This is a genomic window from Mesorhizobium sp. WSM4848 (assembly GCF_055811375.1).
Genome location: NZ_JBVVPX010000039.1, coordinates 22,750 through 42,165, shown reverse-complemented (window position 1 = coordinate 42,165; position 19,416 = coordinate 22,750). Strand labels below are relative to the sequence as shown.

Sequence of the window (19,416 nt, the reverse complement as noted above, 5' to 3'; positions counted from 1 at the left end):
AAAAGAGTGCTAGATTCCCATCATGGCGCGCAGCACCTTTTTATCGGTGGCGCCGCCGGCGAAATCGTCGAATGCCTTTTCCGTCACCCTGATGATGTGATGCTGGATGAAGGGCGCGCCTTCGGCCGCGCCATCCTCGGGGTGCTTCAGGCAGCACTCCCATTCCAGAACCGCCCACGAATCGTAGTCATACTGGGCCAGCTTGGAGAAGATGCCGCCGAAATCCACCTGGCCATCGCCGAGCGAGCGGAAACGCCCTGCCCGGTTCGTCCAGCTCTGATAACCGGAATAGACGCCTTGCCGGCCGGTCGGATTGAACTCGGCATCCTTGGCGTGGAAGGCCTTGATCCGCTCGTGATAGATGTCGATGAATTCGAGATAGTCGAGCTGCTGCAGCAGGAAATGCGACGGGTCGTAATTGATGTTGCAGCGCTTGTGGCCGCCGACCGCGTCGAGGAACATCTCGAATGTCGCACCGTCGAAGACGTCCTCGCCCGGATGGATCTCGTAGCCAAGATCGACGCCATTGTCCTCATAGACGTCGAGGATCGGTTTCCAGCGCTTTCCCAGTTCGGAAAACGCTTCCTCGATCAATCCCGCCGGCCGTTGCGGCCACGGATAAAGGTAGGGAAAAGCCAACGCTCCACAAAACGACACTGACGCCTTGAGCCCGAGATTCTTCGAAGCCTTGGCGCCGAACTTCATCTGTTCGACCGCCCATTGCTGCCTGGCCTTCGGATTGTTGTGTACCGCAGGCGGTGCGAAGCCGTCGAACTGCGCGTCATAGGCCGGATGCACCGCCACCAACTGCCCCTGCAGGTGCGTCGACAACTCGGTGATCTCGACGCCGGCATCGCTGCAGATGCCCTTCACCTCGTCGCAATAGGCCTGGGAAGACGCCGCTTTCTCCAGGTCGAACAGCCGGCTGTCCCAGGTCGGGATCTGCACGCCCTTGTAGCCCAGCCCGGCCGCCCATCTGGTAATCGACGGCAGCGAATTGAACGGTGCGGCATCGCCCGCGAACTGCGCCAGAAACAGCCCAGGACCTTTCATCGTCGACGGCATCGGCATCCTCCCTAATTATCCACGACCAAGCATAGCGCCGATTGAAAGCAGGGCCAGCCTGTTTGGTCTTTTCTCGACAGGCGCTAGTGCTCTGGTATTACCAAATATGCTCGTTTGGTCAAGCGCCGTCGCGCGCAACCAGCGCTGCGCAAATGACCGGGCAGCGAGCAAATATGCCAGTTTAATCAAAGAAATAATCATAGGCCGGGGCTGCCTTGCAGGATTTCTTGCCGTCCAGAGGAAATTGCTGTAGACCTCTTTTCACGCCCAATTGGTCGAACCAGTTACGAAAAATGCTGGAGCGCCTTGGGGAGGACCATGCAACGCAATCTGGGGTGCGTCGCAGGCGAATTGTTACAGGCGAATTCTGGGAAGGACAGACCATGCATCTTTCGACGCACAACTGGATGCGGGCGGAGCCGCTGGAGACGACGCTCAAGCGCATCAAGAAATTCGGCTATGAGTCGATCGAGATTTCCGGCGAGCCCGCGCAATACAAGATCAATGATACACGTGCGCTCCTGAAGGAGCACGGCATTCGCTGCTGGGGGGCGGTGACGCTGATGCTGGGCGAGCGCAATCTCGCCGCCAGGGACCAGGGCCAGCGCGAGCGCTCGGTGCAGTATGTCAAGGACGTGCTGACGATGGTCAGCGAACTCGACGGCGAGATCATCACGCTCGTTCCCGCCACCGTCGGCAAGGTGGTGCCGGACGGCACCGAGGAAGAAGAATGGAAATGGGTGGTCGATGCCACCAGGGAATGCTTTACCCATGCCAAGAAAGTGGGCGTCAAGATTGCGGTCGAGCCGCTCAACCGCTTCGAGACCTATCTGTTCAACCGCGGCGCCCAGGCACTGGCGCTGGCCGATGCGGTCAGCCCCGAATGCGGTGTCTGCCTTGACGCCTATCACCTCCACATGGAGGAGTTCAACGTCTACGATGCCATCCGGCAGGTCGGAAAGCGCCTGTTCGATTTCCACGTCGCTGACAACAACCGCTTCGCCGCCGGTCTCGGACAGATCGACTGGCCGAAGATCGTCGGCACCCTGAAGGAAGTCGGTTACGACGGCGCGTTGACCAACGAGTTCGTCGCCCCTGTCGACCGCACGCCGGCTGCTCCCTATCCCGACATGGTCGAACGCAACCCGGTCGACATCTCGCCGGAGCAGCTCAAATTCATCCAGGACCACGGTTCCAGCGTGCTCACGGAAAAATTCTATACCGACCAGATGCGCATCACCGCCGAAACGCTGCTGCCGCTGATCAAGTAATCGATCTCTGGAAACGAGCCTTCCGCCCGCTGGCGGCCCCTAACGGCGGCAAGGCAGAGGATGAACATGCGCATCAAGACGGTCCAAGCCTGGTGGGTCCGCATACCGATCGAAGCCGCGCGGCAGCACCGCAGCGACTTCGGTCAGGTGACGACGTTCGACGCCGCAATCCTGCGTATCGAGACCGCCGATGGGCTGGTCGGCTGGGGCGAAGGCAAGAATGCCGCCGGCAGCACCGGCAGCTATGGTGCCCTCGTCCACATGCTGAACCACGAGGTCGGCCCGCAGCTGATCGGCTGCGATCCGGCCGACATCGGGGTGATCTGGGAGATGCTCTACAATGGCGTGCGCCACGACAGCGCCGCGCAAAACGGCCACGCCATGCCGCAATTGGCTCGGCGCGGCATCAGCGTCGCCGCAATCAGTGCCGTCGACATCGCGTTGTGGGATATTCTGGGCAAGTCGTTGGGGGTTCCGGTCTGGCGGCTGCTCGGCGGCCGCAAGCTTGACCGCATGCCGGCCTATGCTTCCGGCGGCTGGGCCTCCACCGAGGCAATCGGCGAGCAGTTGAAATCCTATATCGCCAAGGGCGGCTTCAAGGCACTGAAGATGCGGATCGGCGCGATGGACGGCGCTCCGCACAATTCCGCCGCCCGCGTCCGCGCCGCAAGACAGGCGCTCGGCCCCGAAGTCGACCTGATGGTCGATGCGCACGGCACCTATACGGTGGCGGAAGCCAAACGCTTCATCCATCTCGCCGGCGATCTCGATCTGGCCTGGTTCGAGGAGCCGGTCATCGCCGACGACAAATCCGGCATGGCCGAAGTGCGGGCGTCCGGCTCCATCCCGATCGCCACCGGCGAAAGCGAAGCGACGCGCTACGCCTTCCGCGACCTCGCCACGCTCAAGGCTGCCGACATCTTCCAGCCTGACCCGGCCTTCTGCGGCGGCATCAGCGAGGCGATGAAGATCGGCACCATCGCCAGCGCCTTCAATCTGCGCTTCGCGCCGCATCTGTGGGCCGGCGCGCCTTGCTTCTTTGCCGGGCTGCATGTCTGCGCTGCTTCGCCGGCTAGCTTCACCGTCGAATATTCGCTCGGCGCCAATCCGATGATCCACGATCTGATCGAGGAGACTGTCGAAGCAAAGGACGGTATGATAGCGATCCCCGAGAAGCCTGGACTGGGATTCACCCTTTCGGAACGGTTCCTGGAGGCGCACGCGCTACGCGGCTGATCATGAAAGAAAAGAACCTTCTCGCGGAACTCGCCGCCTATCTGTTCTCCCACTCCGACAAGGCGACCGGCCGAACGCCGTCGGAGCGAGAACTGGCGGAGCATTTCGCCGTCAGCCGCGGCCAGATCCGCGAGGCGCTCGCCATCCTCGAAGCCATGCGCATCGTCGAGCGCCGGGCCAAGTCCGGCATCTACATAGACACCAAGCAGGCCAGCGTCGAGGCGATGGCGCTTTTTGCGCGGGCCGGCCTGCCGCTCGATCCGATCCAGATCTACGAAACCGTCGAGTTGCGCAAGATCCATGAGATCAAGGCCGCCGAGCTTGCCTGCTCGCGCGCCACCGAGGAAAATTTCGAGCGGCTGCGCGAAATCCTGAAGGCTTCGGAAGACCGCATTGCGGCGGGCGAGGGTCTCGCCAAGGAGGACCGCGAATTTCACCTGGAGATCGTGCGGGCAACCAAGAACCGCGTCTTTCACAACATATGCAGCCTCTATTACCTGATGGGCGAGCAACGCCTGCCGATCTACTTCAACGACCCCGAACGCAGCATGCGCTCGCATGCCGAGCACATCCAGATCTACGAGGCGCTGCTGCGCCGCGACGGCAATCTCGCCCAAGCGCTGATGAGCGCCCATCTGCAAGGCGCGGAAAGCTACTGGAAAGGCCTGATCGAGGGTGGTGGGGCAGAACCTCACAGCCCAGCGCTCGAACCGGTCTGACATGCCTAAGATCCTGACGACACACACGCTGCACCCGCGCGCCTCCGCCATGCTGACCGGCGCCGGCGAACTCGTCGTCGCCTCCGCCCTCGATGCGGACACGCTGGCGACTGAGGCGAGGGACGCCGATATCATCATCGTTCGCGCCCCGCTGCCATCAGCACTTTTCGAAGGGGCGACGAAGCTGCGGGCCGCAATCCGCCACGGCGCCGGGCTCGACATGGTTCCCATGGAAGCCGCCACGGGAGCCGGCGTGCTGGTGGCAAACGTGCCGGCGGTCAATGCGCGCTCGGTCGCCGAATACGTGATGTTCGCGGCGCTGGCGCTGCTGCGGCGCTTCCGCATGGTCGACCGCGACCTGCGGTCGAAGGGCTGGCTGGCCGGTCGCGATCACACCATTCTTGCCAGCGAGCTCGCCGGCAAGACGATCGGCATTGTCGGCTTCGGCGCCATCGGACAGGCAGTCGGCCACATCGCGGCGCATGGTTTCGACCTGAATGTGGTGGCGACGACGCGCAGCAGGAGGCCGGCGCCGGACAGGGTCAGGTTCCTGTCGATCGATGCGCTGGTCGAGCAGAGCGACATCATCGTTCTGTGCTGCCCGCTGACGCCGGAGACGCGCGGCCTGATCAACCGCGAGCGCATCGGCCGAATGAAGCCGCATGCGCTGCTGATCAACATTTCGCGCGGGCCGGTGATCGACGACGACGCGCTGATCGAAGCGCTGCAGAAGGACCGTATCGGCGGTGCCGCGCTCGATGTCTTCGCGACGCAGCCGCTGCCTTCAGATCACCCCTATTTCGGCTTCGACAATGTCATCGTCACGCCGCACATGGCCGGCATCACCGAGCAGTCGATGATGCGCATGGGCGTCGGTTCGGCTGATGAAGCCTTGCTGGTGCTGGCCAACAAATTGCCGGTCAATCTGCGCAATCCCGAAGTGGTCGAGCATTACCGGCGGCGGTTCCCGGCCGACGCGTAACGCCGTCGCCGTATCGCCCAATTTCTGCACGACGCTGCACACCCATGCTCGTTTTTCGCCGCACGCCGCTGCTTGTTGCGGTCTTTTCGATCTGCGTCCTGTCCTCGGTCGCTGCGGCCGAGAGCAATTATGTCTATTGCGACAACGGCCTGCGGTGCGTGATGGCGCCCTGTCCGTCGAACAGCGCGCTCGACCTTGCAACGGGCAAGATCATCAAGGGGGTGTCGATCGACATCGAGGAACTGCCGCAGCAGGACAAGGCGCTCGATCTTTCGGACAAGCTCTACGCCGGCAAGGTCGTCGTTGTTGGCTCCATCGAGAACCGAACCCAGACCGTCAACGGCAAGCAATACACTCAGCCATGGCTGGTCGCGACCGGTATCGAACGCACGTCCAGGGACCGCGAACGCGGCCACTGTTCGTCGCAATAATTTTTTCACATCTTCAACAGCCAAGCAGTGCCTCGACTTCCGCCGCGATGCGCAGCAGACGGTGGTCGTCGCCGTGGCGCGCCACCAGCATCAGCCCGGCTGGGCGCGCCATTCCCGGCATCGGCAGCGAGATTGCGCAGAGGTCGAACTGGTTGGCGACCTGCGTGTTGCGCAGCAGAAGGCCTTCCGTGCGCTCACACAGAGCTTCGTCGCTGGTCATCGACACGATGGTCGGCGCGGTGACCGGCGTGGTCGGCAGGGCCAGCACATCGAAAGACGCCAGCCGCTCGTCCATGGCGGCGACAAGCGCGGTGCGGCGGCGGATTGCCCTTATATAGGCCGTGGCCGGAACGGCCGCAGCGCGCGACAACGGCCCGCTCACCCGTGAATCGACCGGCGTCGCCGCACCTTCTGCCAGCCAATCTGCATGGACCGCGGCGCCCTCCATTGCCGCGATCGAGGCCCGCCTGGTTGCCGCACGCAAATCGGCAAGGAGGTCATCGATCGACAGATCAGCGAGGCGTGCACCGGCGCGTTCCAGCTTGCGAGCACATCGCTCGAATGCCGCCGAGACCTCTACTTCCGTATCCTCGAACAGCACGCCGCGTGGAATGCCGATGCGCAGTCCGGCAACCGGAAGCGGAACAAGTGCCTCGAACTCTTCGCCCGCCATCACCGCATCGGCTGCCGCACATTCGGCGACGGTGCGGGCAAGCGGGCCGATGGAGTCGAGCGTGTCGGACAGCGGGAAGACGCCAACGCTGGACACGCGCCGCGCCGTCGGCTTGAAGCCGACGACACCGTTCAGCGCCGCCGGAATACGCACCGAGCCGCCGGTGTCGGAACCGATCGAGATCTCGCTCGTGCCTTCGGCAACGGAAACGCCGGCGCCGGACGAAGAGCCGCCGGCGATCCGGCCGGCGTCGGTCGCATTGCCGGGCGTGCCGTAATGCGGGTTGACGCCGATTGCCGTGAAGGCGAATTCGGTCATGTTGGTCTTGCCGAAGATCACCGCGCCCGCTTGCCGCAGCCGCCGCACGATGACGGCATCCCGCAGCGCCGGCGCCGCGGTGCTGAGCAACAACGAACCGGCCGTGGTCGGCTCGCCGACGACATCGAACAGGTCCTTGATCGACAGAATTGTTCCGTCGAGCGGCCCGAGCGTCACGCCGGCTCTGCGCCTGGCATCGGCGGCGTCGGCTGCTGCTCGTGCGGCTTCCGGATAGAGTTTTACGAACACGCTTTCATCGTCGGCGCGGACGGCGAGACGCGAAAGGACGGCTTCGAGGCGGTCGCGGGCTGATTGCATTTTTCGGTGTCGGACTCCGGACGTGTTGAACGTCTTAAGGGCAATGCGGGCGCATGGCGCCAAGAATCACCCGGCGCGGGCGGTTTTGTACCCCTGCCACACGCCAGGAATATGGAAGGGAACAATACCGATGCTCTACAAAGGCAGCTGCCACTGCGGCAAGATCGCCTTCGAGGTCGACGGCGATCTGACCGGAGCCGTGCGATGCAATTGCTCGATCTGCTCACGCAAAGGCGCGCTGCTATGGGCGGTGCCGCACGAGGCATTGCGGGTGCTTGCCTGGGGCGACGATCTTGGCAAATACACCTTCGGCAATCATGTCATCGCCCACCGGTTCTGCCGGACCTGCGGCATCCATCCCTTCGCCGAGGACGTCAGCGAAGGGAGCGAACGAAGCGCTTACGTCAACATCCATTGCATAGACGATCTCGACCTGGACGCTGTGCCGGTTTTGGACTTCGACGGCCGCGCGGCTTGACGGGCCCTCACCTGTCGGTTGTCCTCGGGCCAAGCAAGAACGCCGCCAAGGCCGCCAGCAACGTCGCGATCCCGCAATAGGCGAAAGCACTGGCAACGCCGGCATTGTCGACCAGCAGGCCGCCGAAAACCGCGCCCAGTGCGATGGCCACCTGGAATGTGGCGACCATCAGCCCGCCGGCGCTTTCTGCCTGGTCGGGAGCGGCTCGCACCAGCCAGGTTTGCAGCCCGACTGGGACCGCGCCAAAGGCAAAACCCCAGGCGGCCACCGCTATCGCCGCCACCACAGGCGAGGCCCCGACGGTCAGCAGCAGAAGTGCCGCGACCGCAATCAGCAGCGGCGCAAGCCCCACCGCCGTCTTGAGGCTGCGTTCGGCCATGAACCCGCCGGCAAAATTGCCGAAGAAGCCACCGATGCCATAGGCGAGCAGCACAAGCGAGATCGTCTCGATGTCCAGCGCGGGCACCTTCTCGAGAAACGGGCGGACATAGGTGAAGCCGGCAAAGTGTCCCGAGGCGACCAGCACGACCACCAGAAGCGCAACCCTGATCATCGGCCGCTTTATTACCTCCAGCAAGGTCCGAACACTTGCCACGCCCGCCGGCGGCAGCTTCGGAAGGGTGGCGATCTGCACCAGCAGCGCCAGGGCGCCGACAACCGCCGCGATCATGAAGGCCGTTCGCCATCCCCAGATGTCGCCGACATAGGCACCGACCGGGGCCGCACAGACCGTCGCCACCGAAACGCCGGTGAGAATGATCGACATGGCGCGCGGCATCAGCCGCATCGGGACAAGCCGCATCGCCATGGCCGCCGACATCGACCAGAAGCCGCCGAGGCTCACTCCGAGCATGATGCGGGCGATCAGAAGAACGGGAAGCGAGGACGCAAACGCCGCCAAGAGGTTCGACAGGATCAACAGCACTGTCAGTCCCCACATGACCAGCCTGCGGTCCAGCCGTTTGGTGACGATGGCCATGGTCGGAGCGGCTATCGCGCCGACAACGGCCGTTGCTGTCACCGCTTGGCCGGCAGTCCCTTCCGTCACACCGAGGTCCTGCGCCAGCGGCGTCAGCAGACTGGCAGGCAGGAATTCTGCGGTCACCAGCCCAAACACACCGAGCGCAAGGGATACGACCGCCCCCCACGCCGGCTCGGTTCGTACGTCGGTTTCCGCGGGATCGAGAACGGCGTCCATGACGCCTGTCGCGGGTTCGGTCATGATGGAATCTCCGATCTGGTTGCAGCGCAACATTTGGCTGCAGTGCAACATAGGGAGTGACCGCCTGGAGTTTCCATGCTAGAAACACCATCATGTTTGACTATTCGTCCAAAGTTCCGATCACCGGTGATCCGCTGACGGACATATTGCGCGGGTTAAGGCTCGACGGCGTCGAATACGGCCGCTGTGAAATGCAGGAACCCTGGGGCCTCCAGTTTCCGGCCCAGACGGGGGCGCGGTTTCATTTCGTCGGCCGCAAGGGATGCTGGCTGCTGCAGCCGTCCGGCGAATGGGTGGAGCTCAAGGCGGGCGACGCGGTGCTGCTGCCGCGCGGCGCAGCACACGTCCTGGCGAGCGAGCCGGGCATTGAGGCTTCGCCGATCCAGGGCTACAAGGTCGCCGAGGTCTGCAAGGACGTTTACTGCCTGTCCAATGAAGGTCGCCGGCCGGGGACGCTGCTGTTTTTCGGCAGCATGTATTTCAATCTCGACGGTTTGCACCCATTGCTCGGCATGATGCCGGACGTTATGCGCGCGCACGAGTTGGAAGCCTATGAACCCGGTATCCCGCATCTGCTGGAGGCCATGGCCCGCGAAGTGACGATGGAGCGCGTCGGCTCCGGCGGCATCCTCGCACGGCTTGCCGATGTGCTCGCCGCCACCGTCATCCGCTCATGGGTCGAGCGCGGCTGCGGCGACTCGTCCGGATGGATTGCGGCAGTGAGGGATCGCGAGATCGGGCGCGTGCTGGCCGCGATCCACCTTGAACCGCACCGCGACTGGACGGTGGAGATCCTGGCCAGGATGATGGGCGCCTCCCGGTCGGGCTTCGCCGAGCGCTTCGCGACGATCGTCGGCGAAACGCCGGCCAAGTATGTCACCCAGGTGAGAATGCACCAGGCACGGCAATGGCTGGTCCGCGACCGGTTGAAGATTTCCGTCGTCGCCGCACGCCTGGGTTATGAATCCGACGCGTCGTTCAGTCGGGCGTTCAAGCGCGTCATCGGATCGGCTCCCAGCCATTTCCGGGCCGAGGAACAGGCTGAGACCCGCCAAGCCGGCTAAGCCTGGCCACAGGCTTCAAGCCGCCTAGCATCCTCCCGCCCAACAGACGCGCATTTTGCGCGACGCGCTTTAGCCCGCGTGACGTAGGCTTATCCCGCTAACCTTGTCGAACAGCACCACCTTGTCCGGATCCCAGGCAAAGCGCACCGGCTGCTCGATCTCGACATCGGTTCTGGCCGGCACCGTGGCTCGCAGCATGGCGTCGCCGACCCGCAGCGTCAGGATCTTTTCGACGCCATGGTTCTCGACATCGTGGACGCGCGCTTCCACCGGCGCCCCGCTCTCGAGATAGAGATCCTCGGGACGAATACCGAAGACGAGCGGGCGACCTTCGGTCTCGCCGCTCGTCCTGGCCCCCCCCGCAAAAGGCAGTTCGAAATTCAGCGGCGCCATCACCGCGCGGCCGTTGACGAGCTTGCCGTCGATCAGGTTCATCGGCGGCGAGCCGACGAAGCTCGCCACATAGGTGTCGCGCGGATTGTTGTAGATCTCATAGGGCGTGCCGGTCTGGACGATGCGGCCATGATTGAGCACGCCAACCTTGTCGCCCATCGACATCGCCTCGATTTGATCGTGCGTGACGAACAGGAAGGTCTGGCCAAGGTTCATTTGGATGTTCTTCAGCTCGGTGCGCAGCGCCTCGCGCAACTTGGCATCGAGCGCCGACAGCGGCTCATCCATCAGGAATACGCGCGGCTTCCTGACGATGGCGCGACCAATCGAGACGCGCTGCATCTCGCCGCCAGAGAGGCGATCCGTCTTGCGGTCGAGCAGATGCTCGATACGCAACGTCTTGGCAACGCGGTCGACGCGCGTCTTGATCTCGTCGGGCTCGATGCGGCGGATTTTCGGCTTCAGCGGGAATTCGAGATTCTCGCGCACCGTGTAGCGCGGGTAAAGCGAGTATTGCTGCAGAACCAGCGCCACGTCGCGCTCGGCCGCACCCCAGTCAGCGACATCAGCGCCGTCGATGAGTATCTGCCCCTCGTCCGGCTTTTCCAGGCCGGCAATCATGCGCAGCGTCGTCGTCTTGCCGGCGCCGGTCTCACCGAGCAGCACGAAGAACTCGCCGTCGGCAATGTCGAGATTGAGCCCGGTCAACGCGGTGTGATTGCCGAATGTCTTCGAGATATTCTTGAGCTGGATATGGGCCATCAGAGTCTCACCCCCAGCGAATTGCCGCTTGTCGTGTCGAAGAAGTGCGCCTGCGCCGGGTCGAGCCTGGCGAAGACCTGAACTCCCGGCTTGCCGACGAAACCGGAACGGGTGCGGGCGCGCAACATCTGTGCGCCGACCTTGAGGTCGACGATATCGTAGGAGCCAAGCGGTTCGATGATGTGCGCCTCGACCGGCAGGTAACCGTCCGCCGGATCGCGCGAGACCATCACGCCTTCAGGGCGGATGCCGAGCGCAAGGCGGTCCTGCCCGACGTTCGCGGCGTCGAGCTGGCCGATCAGTTCGGCCGGGAAAAGGAACCCTTCCGCGGCCCCGTCGACGGTGACCCTGGCGCCGGAGCCGTTCATCGTCACCGCCGCGTTGGCAACGTTCATCACCGGCGAGCCAACAAATTGCGCGACGAACAGATTGGCCGGGTGCGTATACACTTCCGATGGGCTGCCTACCTGTTGCAGAACGCCCTCATGCATGATGACGATGCGGTCAGCGAGGCTCATCGCCTCGATCTGGTCGTGGGTGACGTAGATCGTGGTCGAACCCTGCTTGATGTGCAGCCGTTTGATCTCCGCGCGCATCTCCTCGCGCAGCTTGGCGTCGAGCGCACCGATCGGCTCGTCCATCAGCATCGCCTTCGGCCGCCGCACCAGCGCCCGGCCGATTGCCACGCGCTGCATGTCGCCACCAGACAGCGCCGACGGCTTCTTGCCGAGCAGATCGTTGATCTGCAGCACTTTGGCGACCGAGCGCACCTCGCCGTCGATCTCCGCCTTGCTCTTGCGCATGGCGCGCAACGGAAAAGCGATGTTCTCGTAGACGCTCATATGCGGATAGAGCGAGAACGACTGGAAAACCATGGCGATGTCGCGGTCGGCAGCCTTGAGATGCTGGACCGGCTCGCCGTCGATGAGGACATCGCCGCCGTCGATCGTCTCCAGCCCGGCGATTGCGCGAAGCGTCGTCGTCTTGCCGCAGCCCGACTGGCCGAGCAGCACGATGAACTCGTTGTCATCGATCTTGAGATTGAGGTCCTTGATGACCTGAACGGCGCCAAAGAATTTCTGGACGCCACGAAGCTCGATCTGGGTCATGCGTGACCTTCTTTTTCCGGCGCGCCGGTCGCCTGCGGCTTCTGCCTTGGGCCGACCCAGCCGGTGATCATGAACGTCAGCAGCCCGACGATGATGATCGTCAGCCCGTAACGGTGCAGGAAGAGGTTCCACGGCTGGCAGAGCGCGATGATGCCGCACACCATCACGATCTCGGCCGTGCGCTGGATTGTAGCGTGGCGGATCATTTGCGGATCGCTCCGAAGGACATGCCGCGCAAGAGGTGGTTGCGCAACAGGAAGGTGAAGATGGCGACCGGCAGCAGGAACAGGAAGGTTCCGGCGGCAATCACCGTCCAGTCCGACAGGCCGGAACCGACCTGGCTTGGAATGAAGGGCGGTGCCGTCTGGGCACGCCGGTTGGTCATGATCAGCGCGAAGGCATATTCGTTCCACGCGGTGATGAAGCAGAACACGGCGGTGGCGGCGATGCCGGTGGCCGCCTCCGGCAGCACGATCTTGAAGAAGGCCTCCATGCGCGTATAGCCGTCGACGAGCGCCGCCTCCTCGTACTCCTTCGGAATTTCGTCCATGAACCCCTTCATCAGCCATACGGAGAAGCTGAGGTTGAAGGCGGTGTAGAGGATGATCAGGCCCCAATGCGTGTCGTTGAGGCCGACAGCCCGGTACATCAGGAACATCGGGATCGCCACCACCACCGGCGGCAGCATGCGCGTCGACAGGATGAAGAAGAGCAGGTCCTGTTCCCCCTTTATCTTGAAGCGCGAGAACCCGTAAGCCGTGAAGGTGCCCATGCCGACGGCGAGGATCGTCGAGGTGATGGCCACGATCAGCGAATTCATGAAGCGGTTCGGATAGCCGGACCACTGCACGTCGCCCCTGCCCGAGCGCACCACCTTCTCGCCGCCGTCAAACACCAGCCGCTCCCACCACGGGGCGGCGGCGTATTGTTCCGGCGTCGGCGCAGTGCGCAACTGCGAGCGCTTGGTGAACAGCTTGACGAAGGGCGATATCTCCGGCTGGAAGACCACCGTCGGCGGGATGGTGGTGGCGAGGTTGCGCGGCTTGAACGCCGTCGAGGCTATCCAGTAGATCGGCGCCAGAAAGATAATCGTGACGATCAGCACGCCGACGATGGCGAGCTTGTTGAGCGAACGCTCGGCAGAGGTGGTGACAGCGGCCATGCTAGCGCTCCTTCACCTTGTTCAGGTATTTGACGTAGATGTTGGTGATCGCCAGGATCATGATCAGCACGATGTAGGCGAGCGCGCAGGAGCGCCCGGTCTGCCATTCCTGGAACGCCATCTTGTAGAGCCGGATCGAGATCACCTCAGTGGTTGGCTGGCTGGTCAGGATGTAGGCAAGATCGAAGGTCTTGAACGCCTCCATGGTGCGAAAGATGATCGCGATCATCAGGATCGGCGCGACCAGGGGCAGCGTAATGCGAAAGAACGTATAGAACGAGCCGGCGCGGTCGATCGCGGCCGCCTCGTAGAGGTGCTTCGGCACCGCCGACAGGCCGGCGAGCGACAGCAGCATAACGAAGGGCGACCACATCCAGATGTCGGTGATGGCAACCGCGTAGAGCGCCATGTCGGGGTTGGACAGCCACTCGAAGGAGCCGAGGCCGAGCGTATAGTTGATGATGCCGAAGGACGGATCGTAGAGCAGTTTCCAGAACAGGCCGACAACAGCCATCGACAGCATCATCGGCAACAGCAGCAGTGTCGTCAGCAGGCCCTTCAACGGGATATCCCGGTTGAGCAGCAACGCCACGCCGAAGCCGACGATGACCTGGCCGACCACGGAGACGATGACATATTTGGCGGTGATGGCGAAATTCGACCAGATGAACGGGTCGTTGAGCAGCTCGCGGTAATTCTGCAGTCCGACGAAAGTTGCCGGTGCCGCGCTCGATGCGCGAAAGTCGGTGAACGAATAGCCGAGCGAATAGAGCAATGGAAAGATGTTGAAGACGATCAGGAAAACGATCGTCGGAATGATGAAGAGATTGCGGATCGAAAGATCGCTCATACCGCGGGCGGCGGAGCGTGACTTGGGATCCAGCGTGGTCATGACTGCAGTGGCCAAGGGCCGTTCCTCCGGAAAAGAAAACGGAAGGGGCGGGCTCCCGCCCCCTCCGAGCGTTAGTGCCGTTTACTTCACGCGGTTGTATTTCTTGAACGTCGCGTTCCAGTCCGCGGCGAGCGCATCGAGCACTTCCTTGGCCGCGCCCTGATTGCCGGTGATGTACGGATAGACGCGTTGGTTCATCTGGATGAGCAACTCGGCATATTCCGGCGTCGCCCAGAAGTCCTTCACCTTGAACATGGTTTCGTAGAAGGCCTTGTTGTAAGGCGTGGCGTTCTGGAATTCAGGCGACTCGAGCACCTTGGCGCTTGCCGTGTAACCGCCGAGCTCCGCCCATTTCTTCTGCGTCTCGTCCTTGATGAACCATTCCAGGAACTTCATCGCCTCTTCCTGATTCTGCGAATAGGAGATGACGGAGATGCCCTGGCCGCCGAGCGCGGCGAACTGGTCGCCGTTCGGTCCTGGAGGGTTGGCGAAGAAGCCGGTGGCCTTGGCATTCGGGTTCGAGGCTTCATTGATGAGCGCCGGGAAGAAGGCGAAGTAGTTCATGCTCATCGCCGCCAGGTTCTCGGTGATCGCCTGGTTGTCCTCGATGAAGAAGCTCTTGGCCCAACCAGGAGGGGTGAAGGAATAGAGCTCCTTGTAGGCCTCCAGCGCCTTAACGTTCTGCTCGGAGTTGATGATCCCGTCGACCTTGTAAGTGGAATAGTCGCCAAGTTCGCCGCCGAAGGAGAAGATGGCATTCTCCACGCCCATCACCAGAGCGTCGTAGGAGTTATCGGTGTAGATGGCGACGCCGTAGCGCTTCTCGTCGGGACGGTGGAAGAATTCAGCGATGTCGCGCAGCTGCTTCCAGTCCTTCGGCACGCCGAGATCGTAGCCGTACTTGGCTTTGAAGGCTTCCATCTCCTTCGGGTCTTCGAACCAGTCCTTGCGATAGGACCAGCCGACCGCGTCGCCCTCGGCCGGGATCGACCAGTATTTACCGGAGTTGGACGGATATTCGGCGTAGTATTTCACCGTCGCCGGCGCCATCACTTCCTTCAGATTGTGCTTGTTGAAGAAATCGGTGAGGTCGACATAGTGGCCTGCCTCGGAGGCCGCGCCGATCCACTGCGAATCGCCGACGACCATGTCGTAGGCGCTGCCCTTGGCGTTGAACTCGGTGAACGCCTTGGTCTGGAAATCCGGCCACGGCGTCGTCTCGACCGTGACCTTAACGCCGCTCTCGGCCTCGTAAAGGTTGACGAGTTCCTGCAAATAGTTCGCCGGATCCCACTCAGCCCAGAATATGGTGAGTTCCTTATCCTGCGCGTAGACGGACGTTCCGCAGGCGAGCACTAAGCCGACACCAGCAAGCATGCTGGTCATTGTCTTGCGCATGATGATTTCCTCCCTTGTGCGCATTCTACCGTATCATCCGAGCCGGCGATGAGGCCGGCCCTGGTAGTTCCTTCAGTGATGGCGCCGTTCCGGTTTCGAGCCTCCTCGCCCAACCGGAAATGGATCGCAGCCCTCACTTTCGACCCGCTATATCGTCCTGATCTGGTATTACCAATTTCGGACGCACGTCAAGCTCTTTCTTGGACGATGGCAGGGCCTCAGACAAGCAGATCCCAGCAACATCTGTCTGTTTTTCTTAAATTTTCCTACTCGTTGATACGCAAGGCCCTTGTTCGCGCTACGGCACATCGGCTATTGTCGGTAGTGGGCATCCCCATCTGGTCGAACCAGATCGATACTATTCCGCAGCTGTCGCCGGCGCACGTCTGTCTCCTTCGGTCATCGATTCCATCACCGCAGCCCGTACCAGGGCGCCGGCTGCCCATTGCGCTACCGACATCATCTTGCGGCTGTCCAGCCCCCATATATCCTTCAGCACGATCAGCACTTCGACGCCGAAGATCAGCGACAGGGCCTGCGCCAGGCGCTTGAATTCGCGTGGCGGCAGCCGGTTCTTGAGCGGTGCGATCGCGTCCTGGAGCAGATCGATGCGATGGCCACGCGTGAAGGCCGGCTCGCCGTCCAGCGTGCCGGCCTGCCGCCGCGCCCACTGGTCGAGAGACAGCTTCAGCGCCGCCTTGAATGTCGCCTCGAAGGCCTCGATGCGCGGCATGGCGGTATCGAACAGTTCGGCGACCCGGCGCTCGGGATCGGCCGAGGTCGATTTCCAGGTGAGGATCGGCCCCAGCCCTTCGTCGACCACCGCCTGCACCAGCGCCGCCTGGCTTGGAAAATACCGATAGGCGGTGGCGCGGGAGACTTCCGCCGCTTCGGCGACCTCGCTGACCGAGGGCGTGGCGCCCGCCTGCATCAGCCTTGTCGCCGTCTCCAGCATCAACCGCTTTGTGCGGGCGCGCGCCCCGCGCGCCGCTCCAGAACCCGCATCGTCGGACATTGCCGCTGGTTGACGTGAGACATTCATGTCAATATGATACGCACGTCTCAAAAAATTGCAATGGCCTTTCGCGCTGCCGAACGGCCGAGGCAAAAGAGCGGCCGGCAGAAACGCCGAGTGCGCCTGGAACCGGGGAAACGCAATGAAGCGCGTCTATGTGGTGGGCACCGCCGACACCAAGGGTGAGGAACTCGCCTTTCTGGCCGATGCGGTCGCCGCCACCGGTGCTGCTGTCGCCCGCGTCGACGTCGGAACGCGCAATGCGACAGTGCCGGTCGATGTCTCGGCCGAAGAGGTCGCCGGCCACCATCCCGGTGGCAGCAGCGCCGTGCTGGGCAGCGACGACCGCGGCACCGCGGTGGCGGCAATGGCCATCGCCTTCACCCGGTTTGTCCAGTCGCGCACCGATATATCAGGCATGATCGGCATCGGCGGTGGTGGCGGCACTTCGATCATCACATCAGGCATGCGCGCGCTGCCGCTCGGCTTGCCCAAGATCATGGTCTCGACGCTCGCTTCGGGCGACACCGCGCCTTATGTCGATGTCTCCGACATCGTCATGATGCCGTCGGTGACCGACATGGCCGGCTTGAACCGGCTGTCTCGCGTCGTGCTGCACAACGCCGCCCAGGCGATAGCAGGCATGTCTGCGAAACCGGCGCCGCCGCCCGACGGCAAACCATCGATCGGGCTCACCATGTTCGGCGTGACCACGCCATGCGTGACTGCCATCGCCGAGCAGCTTCGTTCAAGCTATGACTGCATGGTCTTCCACGCCACCGGCACCGGCGGCCGCACCATGGAGAAGCTGGCCGACAGCGGCTTGCTGTCCGGCGTCATCGACATCACGACGACAGAAGTCTGCGACCTCCTGTTTGGCGGCGTTCTGCCGGCAACCGAAGACCGTTTCGGCGCAATCGCCCGCACGAAACTGCCCTATGTCGGCTCGGTCGGCGCGCTCGACATGGTGAATTTCTGGGCGCCGTCGACCATTCCGCAACGCTATAGCGGGCGGCTGTTTTACGAGCACAATCCAAACGTGACGCTGATGCGCACGACGCCTGACGAAAGCCGCAGGATCGGCGAATGGATCGGCGCCAAACTGAGCCTCTGCGAGGGACCGGTCCGGTTCCTCATTCCCGAAAGGGGCGTTTCGGCGCTCGACATCGAAGGCGGCGCCTTCTTCGACCCCGAGGCCGATGCAGCACTCTTCGAGGCCGTCGAGCGCACGATCATGCCGGATAACACACGTCGCGTGATCCGCTTGCCGCTGCACATCAACGATCCCGAATTCGCCAAGGCTGCGGTTGCGGCTTTTCTCGAAATCGCCAGACAGTGAGAGACGAAGCCATGCCCGCCATACCGCGCAAGAAGATCCTGGAAAAGTTCCGCAAGATGATTGCCGGCGGCGTGCCGATCGTCGGCGGCGGCGCCGGCACCGGGCTGTCGGCCAAGGCCGAGGAGGCCGGCGGCATCGACCTGATCATCATCTATAATTCCGGCCGCTACCGCATGGCCGGCCGCGGCTCGGCTGCCGGCCTGCTCGCCTATGGCAACGCCAACGAGATCGTCAAGGAGATGGCCTACGAGGTGCTGCCGATAGTGAAGAAGACGCCGGTGCTGGCCGGCGTCAACGGCACCGATCCCTTCGTCATCATGCCGCTGCTGCTGGCCGAGCTGAAGACGATGGGTTTTTCCGGCGTGCAGAACTTTCCGACCATCGGCCTGTTCGACGGCCAGATGCGGCAGAGTTTCGAGGAAACCGGTATGGGCTTCGGGCTCGAGGTCGACATGATAGCCGCGGCACACGAGCTCGATCTCCTGACCACGCCCTATGTGTTCAACCCCGATGAGGCGCGCGCCATGACCAAGGCCGGCGCCGACATCGTCGTCGCTCATATGGGGGTGACCACCGGCGGCTCGATCGGTGCGACGTCGGCCAAATCGCTCGACGACTGCGTGACGGAGATCGACGCCATCGCTGAAGCGGCGAGTGTCGTGCGCAAGGATGTCATCCTGCTTTGCCATGGCGGGCCGATCTCGATGCCGGACGATGCCCGCTACATCCTCGAACGATGCAAGGGCTTGCACGGATTTTACGGGGCAAGCTCGATGGAGCGGCTGCCGGCGGAAGCGGCGATCGCCAGGCAGACTGCCGATTTCAAGGCGGTCACGCTGGAGCATCGGACCCAAAAGTGGGAACCGGTTTTGGGAAAATCCGATGCGCAAACAAAAAAAAGCGGTGCCAAGACGACCGCGAAGAAAAAGAAGGGATGAGACGATGACCGACAAGAGCAAGGTGTTTGTCTACCCGAAGGATGTCAGCGCCTTCGGCTTCGACTGGGGCAGACTGTCGCTGACGGTGGCGCCCGAGGTGAATGGTGCTGCGCGCTTTTCCGGCGGCGTCGTCGACCTTCCGTCCGGCAAGGGTCACACGCGCCACAACCATCCGGGCGCTGAAGAGATCATCTTTGTCATATCAGGCAATGGCGAACAGATGGTCGAAGACGAAAACGGCAATCCGGTCGTTGAGAAGGTCGGCCCCGGCTGCACCATCTATGTGCCGGAAAGTCGCTTCCACTCGACGCTGAACACCGGCGATGCGCCCATGCAGCTTTTCGTCGTCTATTCGCCGGCCGGGCCGGAACTGGCGTTGCGCGACCTGCCGGATTTCAGGCTGCTGCCGCCGGGCGAGAAGTGATCTCTGCACACCCGCCTCCTTGTTTGCGGCAGGGCTAATCGCATTTGTAGTTGCCCCCTCATCCGGCCGCTTCGCGGCCACCTTCTCCCCGAGGGGAGAAGAGGTAGCGCCGTCGCTTGCGATCTCCTCTCCCTTCGGGGAGAGGTCGGATTGTCCCGAATTGCCCTTTGCAATTCGGTTGGCAATCCGGGTGAGGGGGCAGCGCCT

At 62.8% G+C, this 19,416-nt stretch carries 20 protein-coding genes; 10 read left to right on the top strand and 10 right to left on the bottom strand.

The features are described 5' to 3' along the window. Positions 1-9 precede the first annotated feature (9 nt). A complete protein-coding gene (locus AC0L16_RS27885; protein ID WP_077380678.1) occupies positions 10-1,065 on the bottom strand; it encodes a sugar phosphate isomerase/epimerase family protein in 1,056 nt (351 codons plus the stop codon). Between the two features lie 383 nt (positions 1,066-1,448). On the opposite strand from AC0L16_RS27885, the gene AC0L16_RS27880 reads away from it, so the two are divergent. The 5 genes from AC0L16_RS27880 (at position 1,449) to AC0L16_RS27860 (ending at position 5,704) form a co-directional block, all read left to right on the top strand. Further along, positions 1,449-2,336 carry a sugar phosphate isomerase/epimerase family protein gene (locus tag AC0L16_RS27880; RefSeq protein ID WP_473624540.1) on the top strand — a complete coding sequence of 296 codons (888 nt, stop codon included), beginning with the start codon at positions 1,449-1,451 and terminating at the stop codon, positions 2,334-2,336. A 66-nt stretch (positions 2,337-2,402) separates the two neighbouring features. After that, positions 2,403-3,572 (top strand): mandelate racemase/muconate lactonizing enzyme family protein, encoded by a 1,170-nt coding sequence (locus AC0L16_RS27875; RefSeq protein ID WP_473624538.1) that lies wholly within the window; start codon positions 2,403-2,405, stop codon positions 3,570-3,572. Positions 3,573-3,574: 2 nt separating this feature from the next. Beyond that, complete coding sequence (locus AC0L16_RS27870; RefSeq protein WP_473624536.1) at positions 3,575-4,291, top strand: FadR/GntR family transcriptional regulator; 717 nt, start codon at positions 3,575-3,577, stop codon at positions 4,289-4,291. 1 nt (position 4,292) lies between these two features. Next, positions 4,293-5,273 carry a hydroxyacid dehydrogenase gene (locus AC0L16_RS27865; protein ID WP_473624534.1) on the top strand — a complete coding sequence of 327 codons (981 nt, stop codon included), beginning with the start codon at positions 4,293-4,295 and terminating at the stop codon, positions 5,271-5,273. Between the two features lie 44 nt (positions 5,274-5,317). Then, complete coding sequence (locus AC0L16_RS27860; RefSeq protein ID WP_473624533.1) at positions 5,318-5,704, top strand: hypothetical protein; 387 nt, start codon at positions 5,318-5,320, stop codon at positions 5,702-5,704. A 13-nt stretch (positions 5,705-5,717) separates the two neighbouring features. On the opposite strand, the gene AC0L16_RS27855 is transcribed toward AC0L16_RS27860, so the two are convergent. Next, positions 5,718-7,013: an amidase gene (locus AC0L16_RS27855; protein WP_473624532.1), complete on the bottom strand. Its 1,296-nt coding sequence runs from the start codon at positions 7,011-7,013 to the stop codon at positions 5,718-5,720. A gap of 130 nt (positions 7,014-7,143) precedes the next feature. On the opposite strand from AC0L16_RS27855, the gene AC0L16_RS27850 reads away from it, so the two are divergent. Then, on the top strand, positions 7,144-7,491 hold the full coding sequence (locus AC0L16_RS27850) for a GFA family protein (RefSeq protein WP_473624530.1): 348 nt from the start codon (positions 7,144-7,146) through the stop codon (positions 7,489-7,491). A gap of 7 nt (positions 7,492-7,498) precedes the next feature. Here AC0L16_RS27850 and AC0L16_RS27845 read toward each other — a convergent pair whose 3' ends face one another. Continuing rightward, positions 7,499-8,713, bottom strand: a complete 1,215-nt coding sequence (locus AC0L16_RS27845; protein ID WP_473624529.1) for an MFS transporter — start codon at positions 8,711-8,713, stop codon at positions 7,499-7,501. A 92-nt stretch (positions 8,714-8,805) separates the two neighbouring features. On the opposite strand from AC0L16_RS27845, the gene AC0L16_RS27840 reads away from it, so the two are divergent. After that, on the top strand, positions 8,806-9,777 hold the full coding sequence (locus tag AC0L16_RS27840; protein ID WP_473624528.1) for an AraC family transcriptional regulator: 972 nt from the start codon (positions 8,806-8,808) through the stop codon (positions 9,775-9,777). 69 nt (positions 9,778-9,846) lie between these two features. Here AC0L16_RS27840 and AC0L16_RS27835 read toward each other — a convergent pair whose 3' ends face one another. The 7 genes from AC0L16_RS27835 to AC0L16_RS27805 all read right to left on the bottom strand — a co-directional run bounded on the left by AC0L16_RS27835 (position 9,847) and on the right by AC0L16_RS27805 (position 16,535). After that, positions 9,847-10,932 carry an ABC transporter ATP-binding protein gene (locus AC0L16_RS27835; RefSeq protein WP_473624527.1) on the bottom strand — a complete coding sequence of 362 codons (1,086 nt, stop codon included), beginning with the start codon at positions 10,930-10,932 and terminating at the stop codon, positions 9,847-9,849. Further along, the gene (locus AC0L16_RS27830; RefSeq protein WP_473624526.1) at positions 10,932-12,041 is read right to left on the bottom strand and encodes an ABC transporter ATP-binding protein; all 1,110 of its coding nucleotides are present in this window, start codon (positions 12,039-12,041) and stop codon (positions 10,932-10,934) included. Before AC0L16_RS27830 ends, AC0L16_RS27835 begins: the two co-directional genes overlap by 1 nt. Further along, positions 12,038-12,247, bottom strand: a complete 210-nt coding sequence (locus tag AC0L16_RS27825; RefSeq protein ID WP_095493280.1) for a hypothetical protein — start codon at positions 12,245-12,247, stop codon at positions 12,038-12,040. The genes AC0L16_RS27830 and AC0L16_RS27825 overlap by 4 nt, the downstream gene beginning before the upstream one ends. Beyond that, entirely contained in the window at positions 12,244-13,203 is a 960-nt protein-coding gene (locus tag AC0L16_RS27820; RefSeq protein WP_128173440.1) for a carbohydrate ABC transporter permease, read from the bottom strand. The genes AC0L16_RS27825 and AC0L16_RS27820 overlap by 4 nt, the downstream gene beginning before the upstream one ends. 1 nt (position 13,204) lies before the next feature. After that, a complete protein-coding gene (locus AC0L16_RS27815; protein ID WP_473624524.1) occupies positions 13,205-14,110 on the bottom strand; it encodes a carbohydrate ABC transporter permease in 906 nt (301 codons plus the stop codon). Positions 14,111-14,176: 66 nt separating this feature from the next. Next, positions 14,177-15,493 (bottom strand): ABC transporter substrate-binding protein, encoded by a 1,317-nt coding sequence (locus tag AC0L16_RS27810; RefSeq protein ID WP_473624523.1) that lies wholly within the window; start codon positions 15,491-15,493, stop codon positions 14,177-14,179. A 358-nt stretch (positions 15,494-15,851) separates the two neighbouring features. Next, on the bottom strand, positions 15,852-16,535 hold the full coding sequence (locus AC0L16_RS27805; protein ID WP_473624522.1) for a TetR/AcrR family transcriptional regulator: 684 nt from the start codon (positions 16,533-16,535) through the stop codon (positions 15,852-15,854). Positions 16,536-16,650: 115 nt separating this feature from the next. On the opposite strand from AC0L16_RS27805, the gene AC0L16_RS27800 reads away from it, so the two are divergent. Genes AC0L16_RS27800 through AC0L16_RS27790 form a run of 3 tightly spaced genes read left to right on the top strand, consistent with a single transcriptional unit; the run spans position 16,651 to position 19,209 of the window. After that, entirely contained in the window at positions 16,651-17,847 is a 1,197-nt protein-coding gene (locus AC0L16_RS27800) for a Tm-1-like ATP-binding domain-containing protein (protein ID WP_473624520.1), read from the top strand. 11 nt (positions 17,848-17,858) lie between these two features. Continuing rightward, entirely contained in the window at positions 17,859-18,785 is a 927-nt protein-coding gene (locus AC0L16_RS27795; RefSeq protein WP_473624519.1) for a phosphoenolpyruvate hydrolase family protein, read from the top strand. A gap of 4 nt (positions 18,786-18,789) precedes the next feature. Continuing rightward, positions 18,790-19,209, top strand: a complete 420-nt coding sequence (locus AC0L16_RS27790) for a cupin domain-containing protein (protein ID WP_473624518.1) — start codon at positions 18,790-18,792, stop codon at positions 19,207-19,209. Positions 19,210-19,416: the final 207 nt, after the last annotated feature.

Excerpts from the sequence above, each read along its gene's own strand:
- AC0L16_RS27885 (WP_077380678.1), bottom strand. The coding sequence starts at position 1,065 with ATGCCGTCGACGATGAAAGGTCCTGGGCTGTTTCTGGCGCAGTTCGCG.
- AC0L16_RS27880 (WP_473624540.1), top strand. The coding sequence starts at position 1,449 with ATGCATCTTTCGACGCACAACTGGATGCGGGCGGAGCCGCTGGAGACG.
- AC0L16_RS27875 (WP_473624538.1), top strand. The coding sequence starts at position 2,403 with ATGCGCATCAAGACGGTCCAAGCCTGGTGGGTCCGCATACCGATCGAA.
- AC0L16_RS27870 (WP_473624536.1), top strand. The coding sequence starts at position 3,575 with ATGAAAGAAAAGAACCTTCTCGCGGAACTCGCCGCCTATCTGTTCTCC.
- AC0L16_RS27865 (WP_473624534.1), top strand. The coding sequence starts at position 4,293 with ATGCCTAAGATCCTGACGACACACACGCTGCACCCGCGCGCCTCCGCC.
- AC0L16_RS27860 (WP_473624533.1), top strand. The coding sequence starts at position 5,318 with ATGCTCGTTTTTCGCCGCACGCCGCTGCTTGTTGCGGTCTTTTCGATC.
- AC0L16_RS27855 (WP_473624532.1), bottom strand. The coding sequence starts at position 7,013 with ATGCAATCAGCCCGCGACCGCCTCGAAGCCGTCCTTTCGCGTCTCGCC.
- AC0L16_RS27850 (WP_473624530.1), top strand. The coding sequence starts at position 7,144 with ATGCTCTACAAAGGCAGCTGCCACTGCGGCAAGATCGCCTTCGAGGTC.
- AC0L16_RS27845 (WP_473624529.1), bottom strand. The coding sequence starts at position 8,713 with ATGACCGAACCCGCGACAGGCGTCATGGACGCCGTTCTCGATCCCGCG.
- AC0L16_RS27840 (WP_473624528.1), top strand. The coding sequence starts at position 8,806 with ATGTTTGACTATTCGTCCAAAGTTCCGATCACCGGTGATCCGCTGACG.
- AC0L16_RS27835 (WP_473624527.1), bottom strand. The coding sequence starts at position 10,932 with ATGGCCCATATCCAGCTCAAGAATATCTCGAAGACATTCGGCAATCAC.
- AC0L16_RS27830 (WP_473624526.1), bottom strand. The coding sequence starts at position 12,041 with ATGACCCAGATCGAGCTTCGTGGCGTCCAGAAATTCTTTGGCGCCGTT.
- AC0L16_RS27825 (WP_095493280.1), bottom strand. The coding sequence starts at position 12,247 with ATGATCCGCCACGCTACAATCCAGCGCACGGCCGAGATCGTGATGGTG.
- AC0L16_RS27820 (WP_128173440.1), bottom strand. The coding sequence starts at position 13,203 with ATGGCCGCTGTCACCACCTCTGCCGAGCGTTCGCTCAACAAGCTCGCC.
- AC0L16_RS27810 (WP_473624523.1), bottom strand. The coding sequence starts at position 15,493 with ATGCGCAAGACAATGACCAGCATGCTTGCTGGTGTCGGCTTAGTGCTC.
- AC0L16_RS27805 (WP_473624522.1), bottom strand. The coding sequence starts at position 16,535 with ATGAATGTCTCACGTCAACCAGCGGCAATGTCCGACGATGCGGGTTCT.
- AC0L16_RS27800 (WP_473624520.1), top strand. The coding sequence starts at position 16,651 with ATGAAGCGCGTCTATGTGGTGGGCACCGCCGACACCAAGGGTGAGGAA.
- AC0L16_RS27795 (WP_473624519.1), top strand. The coding sequence starts at position 17,859 with ATGCCCGCCATACCGCGCAAGAAGATCCTGGAAAAGTTCCGCAAGATG.
- AC0L16_RS27790 (WP_473624518.1), top strand. The coding sequence starts at position 18,790 with ATGACCGACAAGAGCAAGGTGTTTGTCTACCCGAAGGATGTCAGCGCC.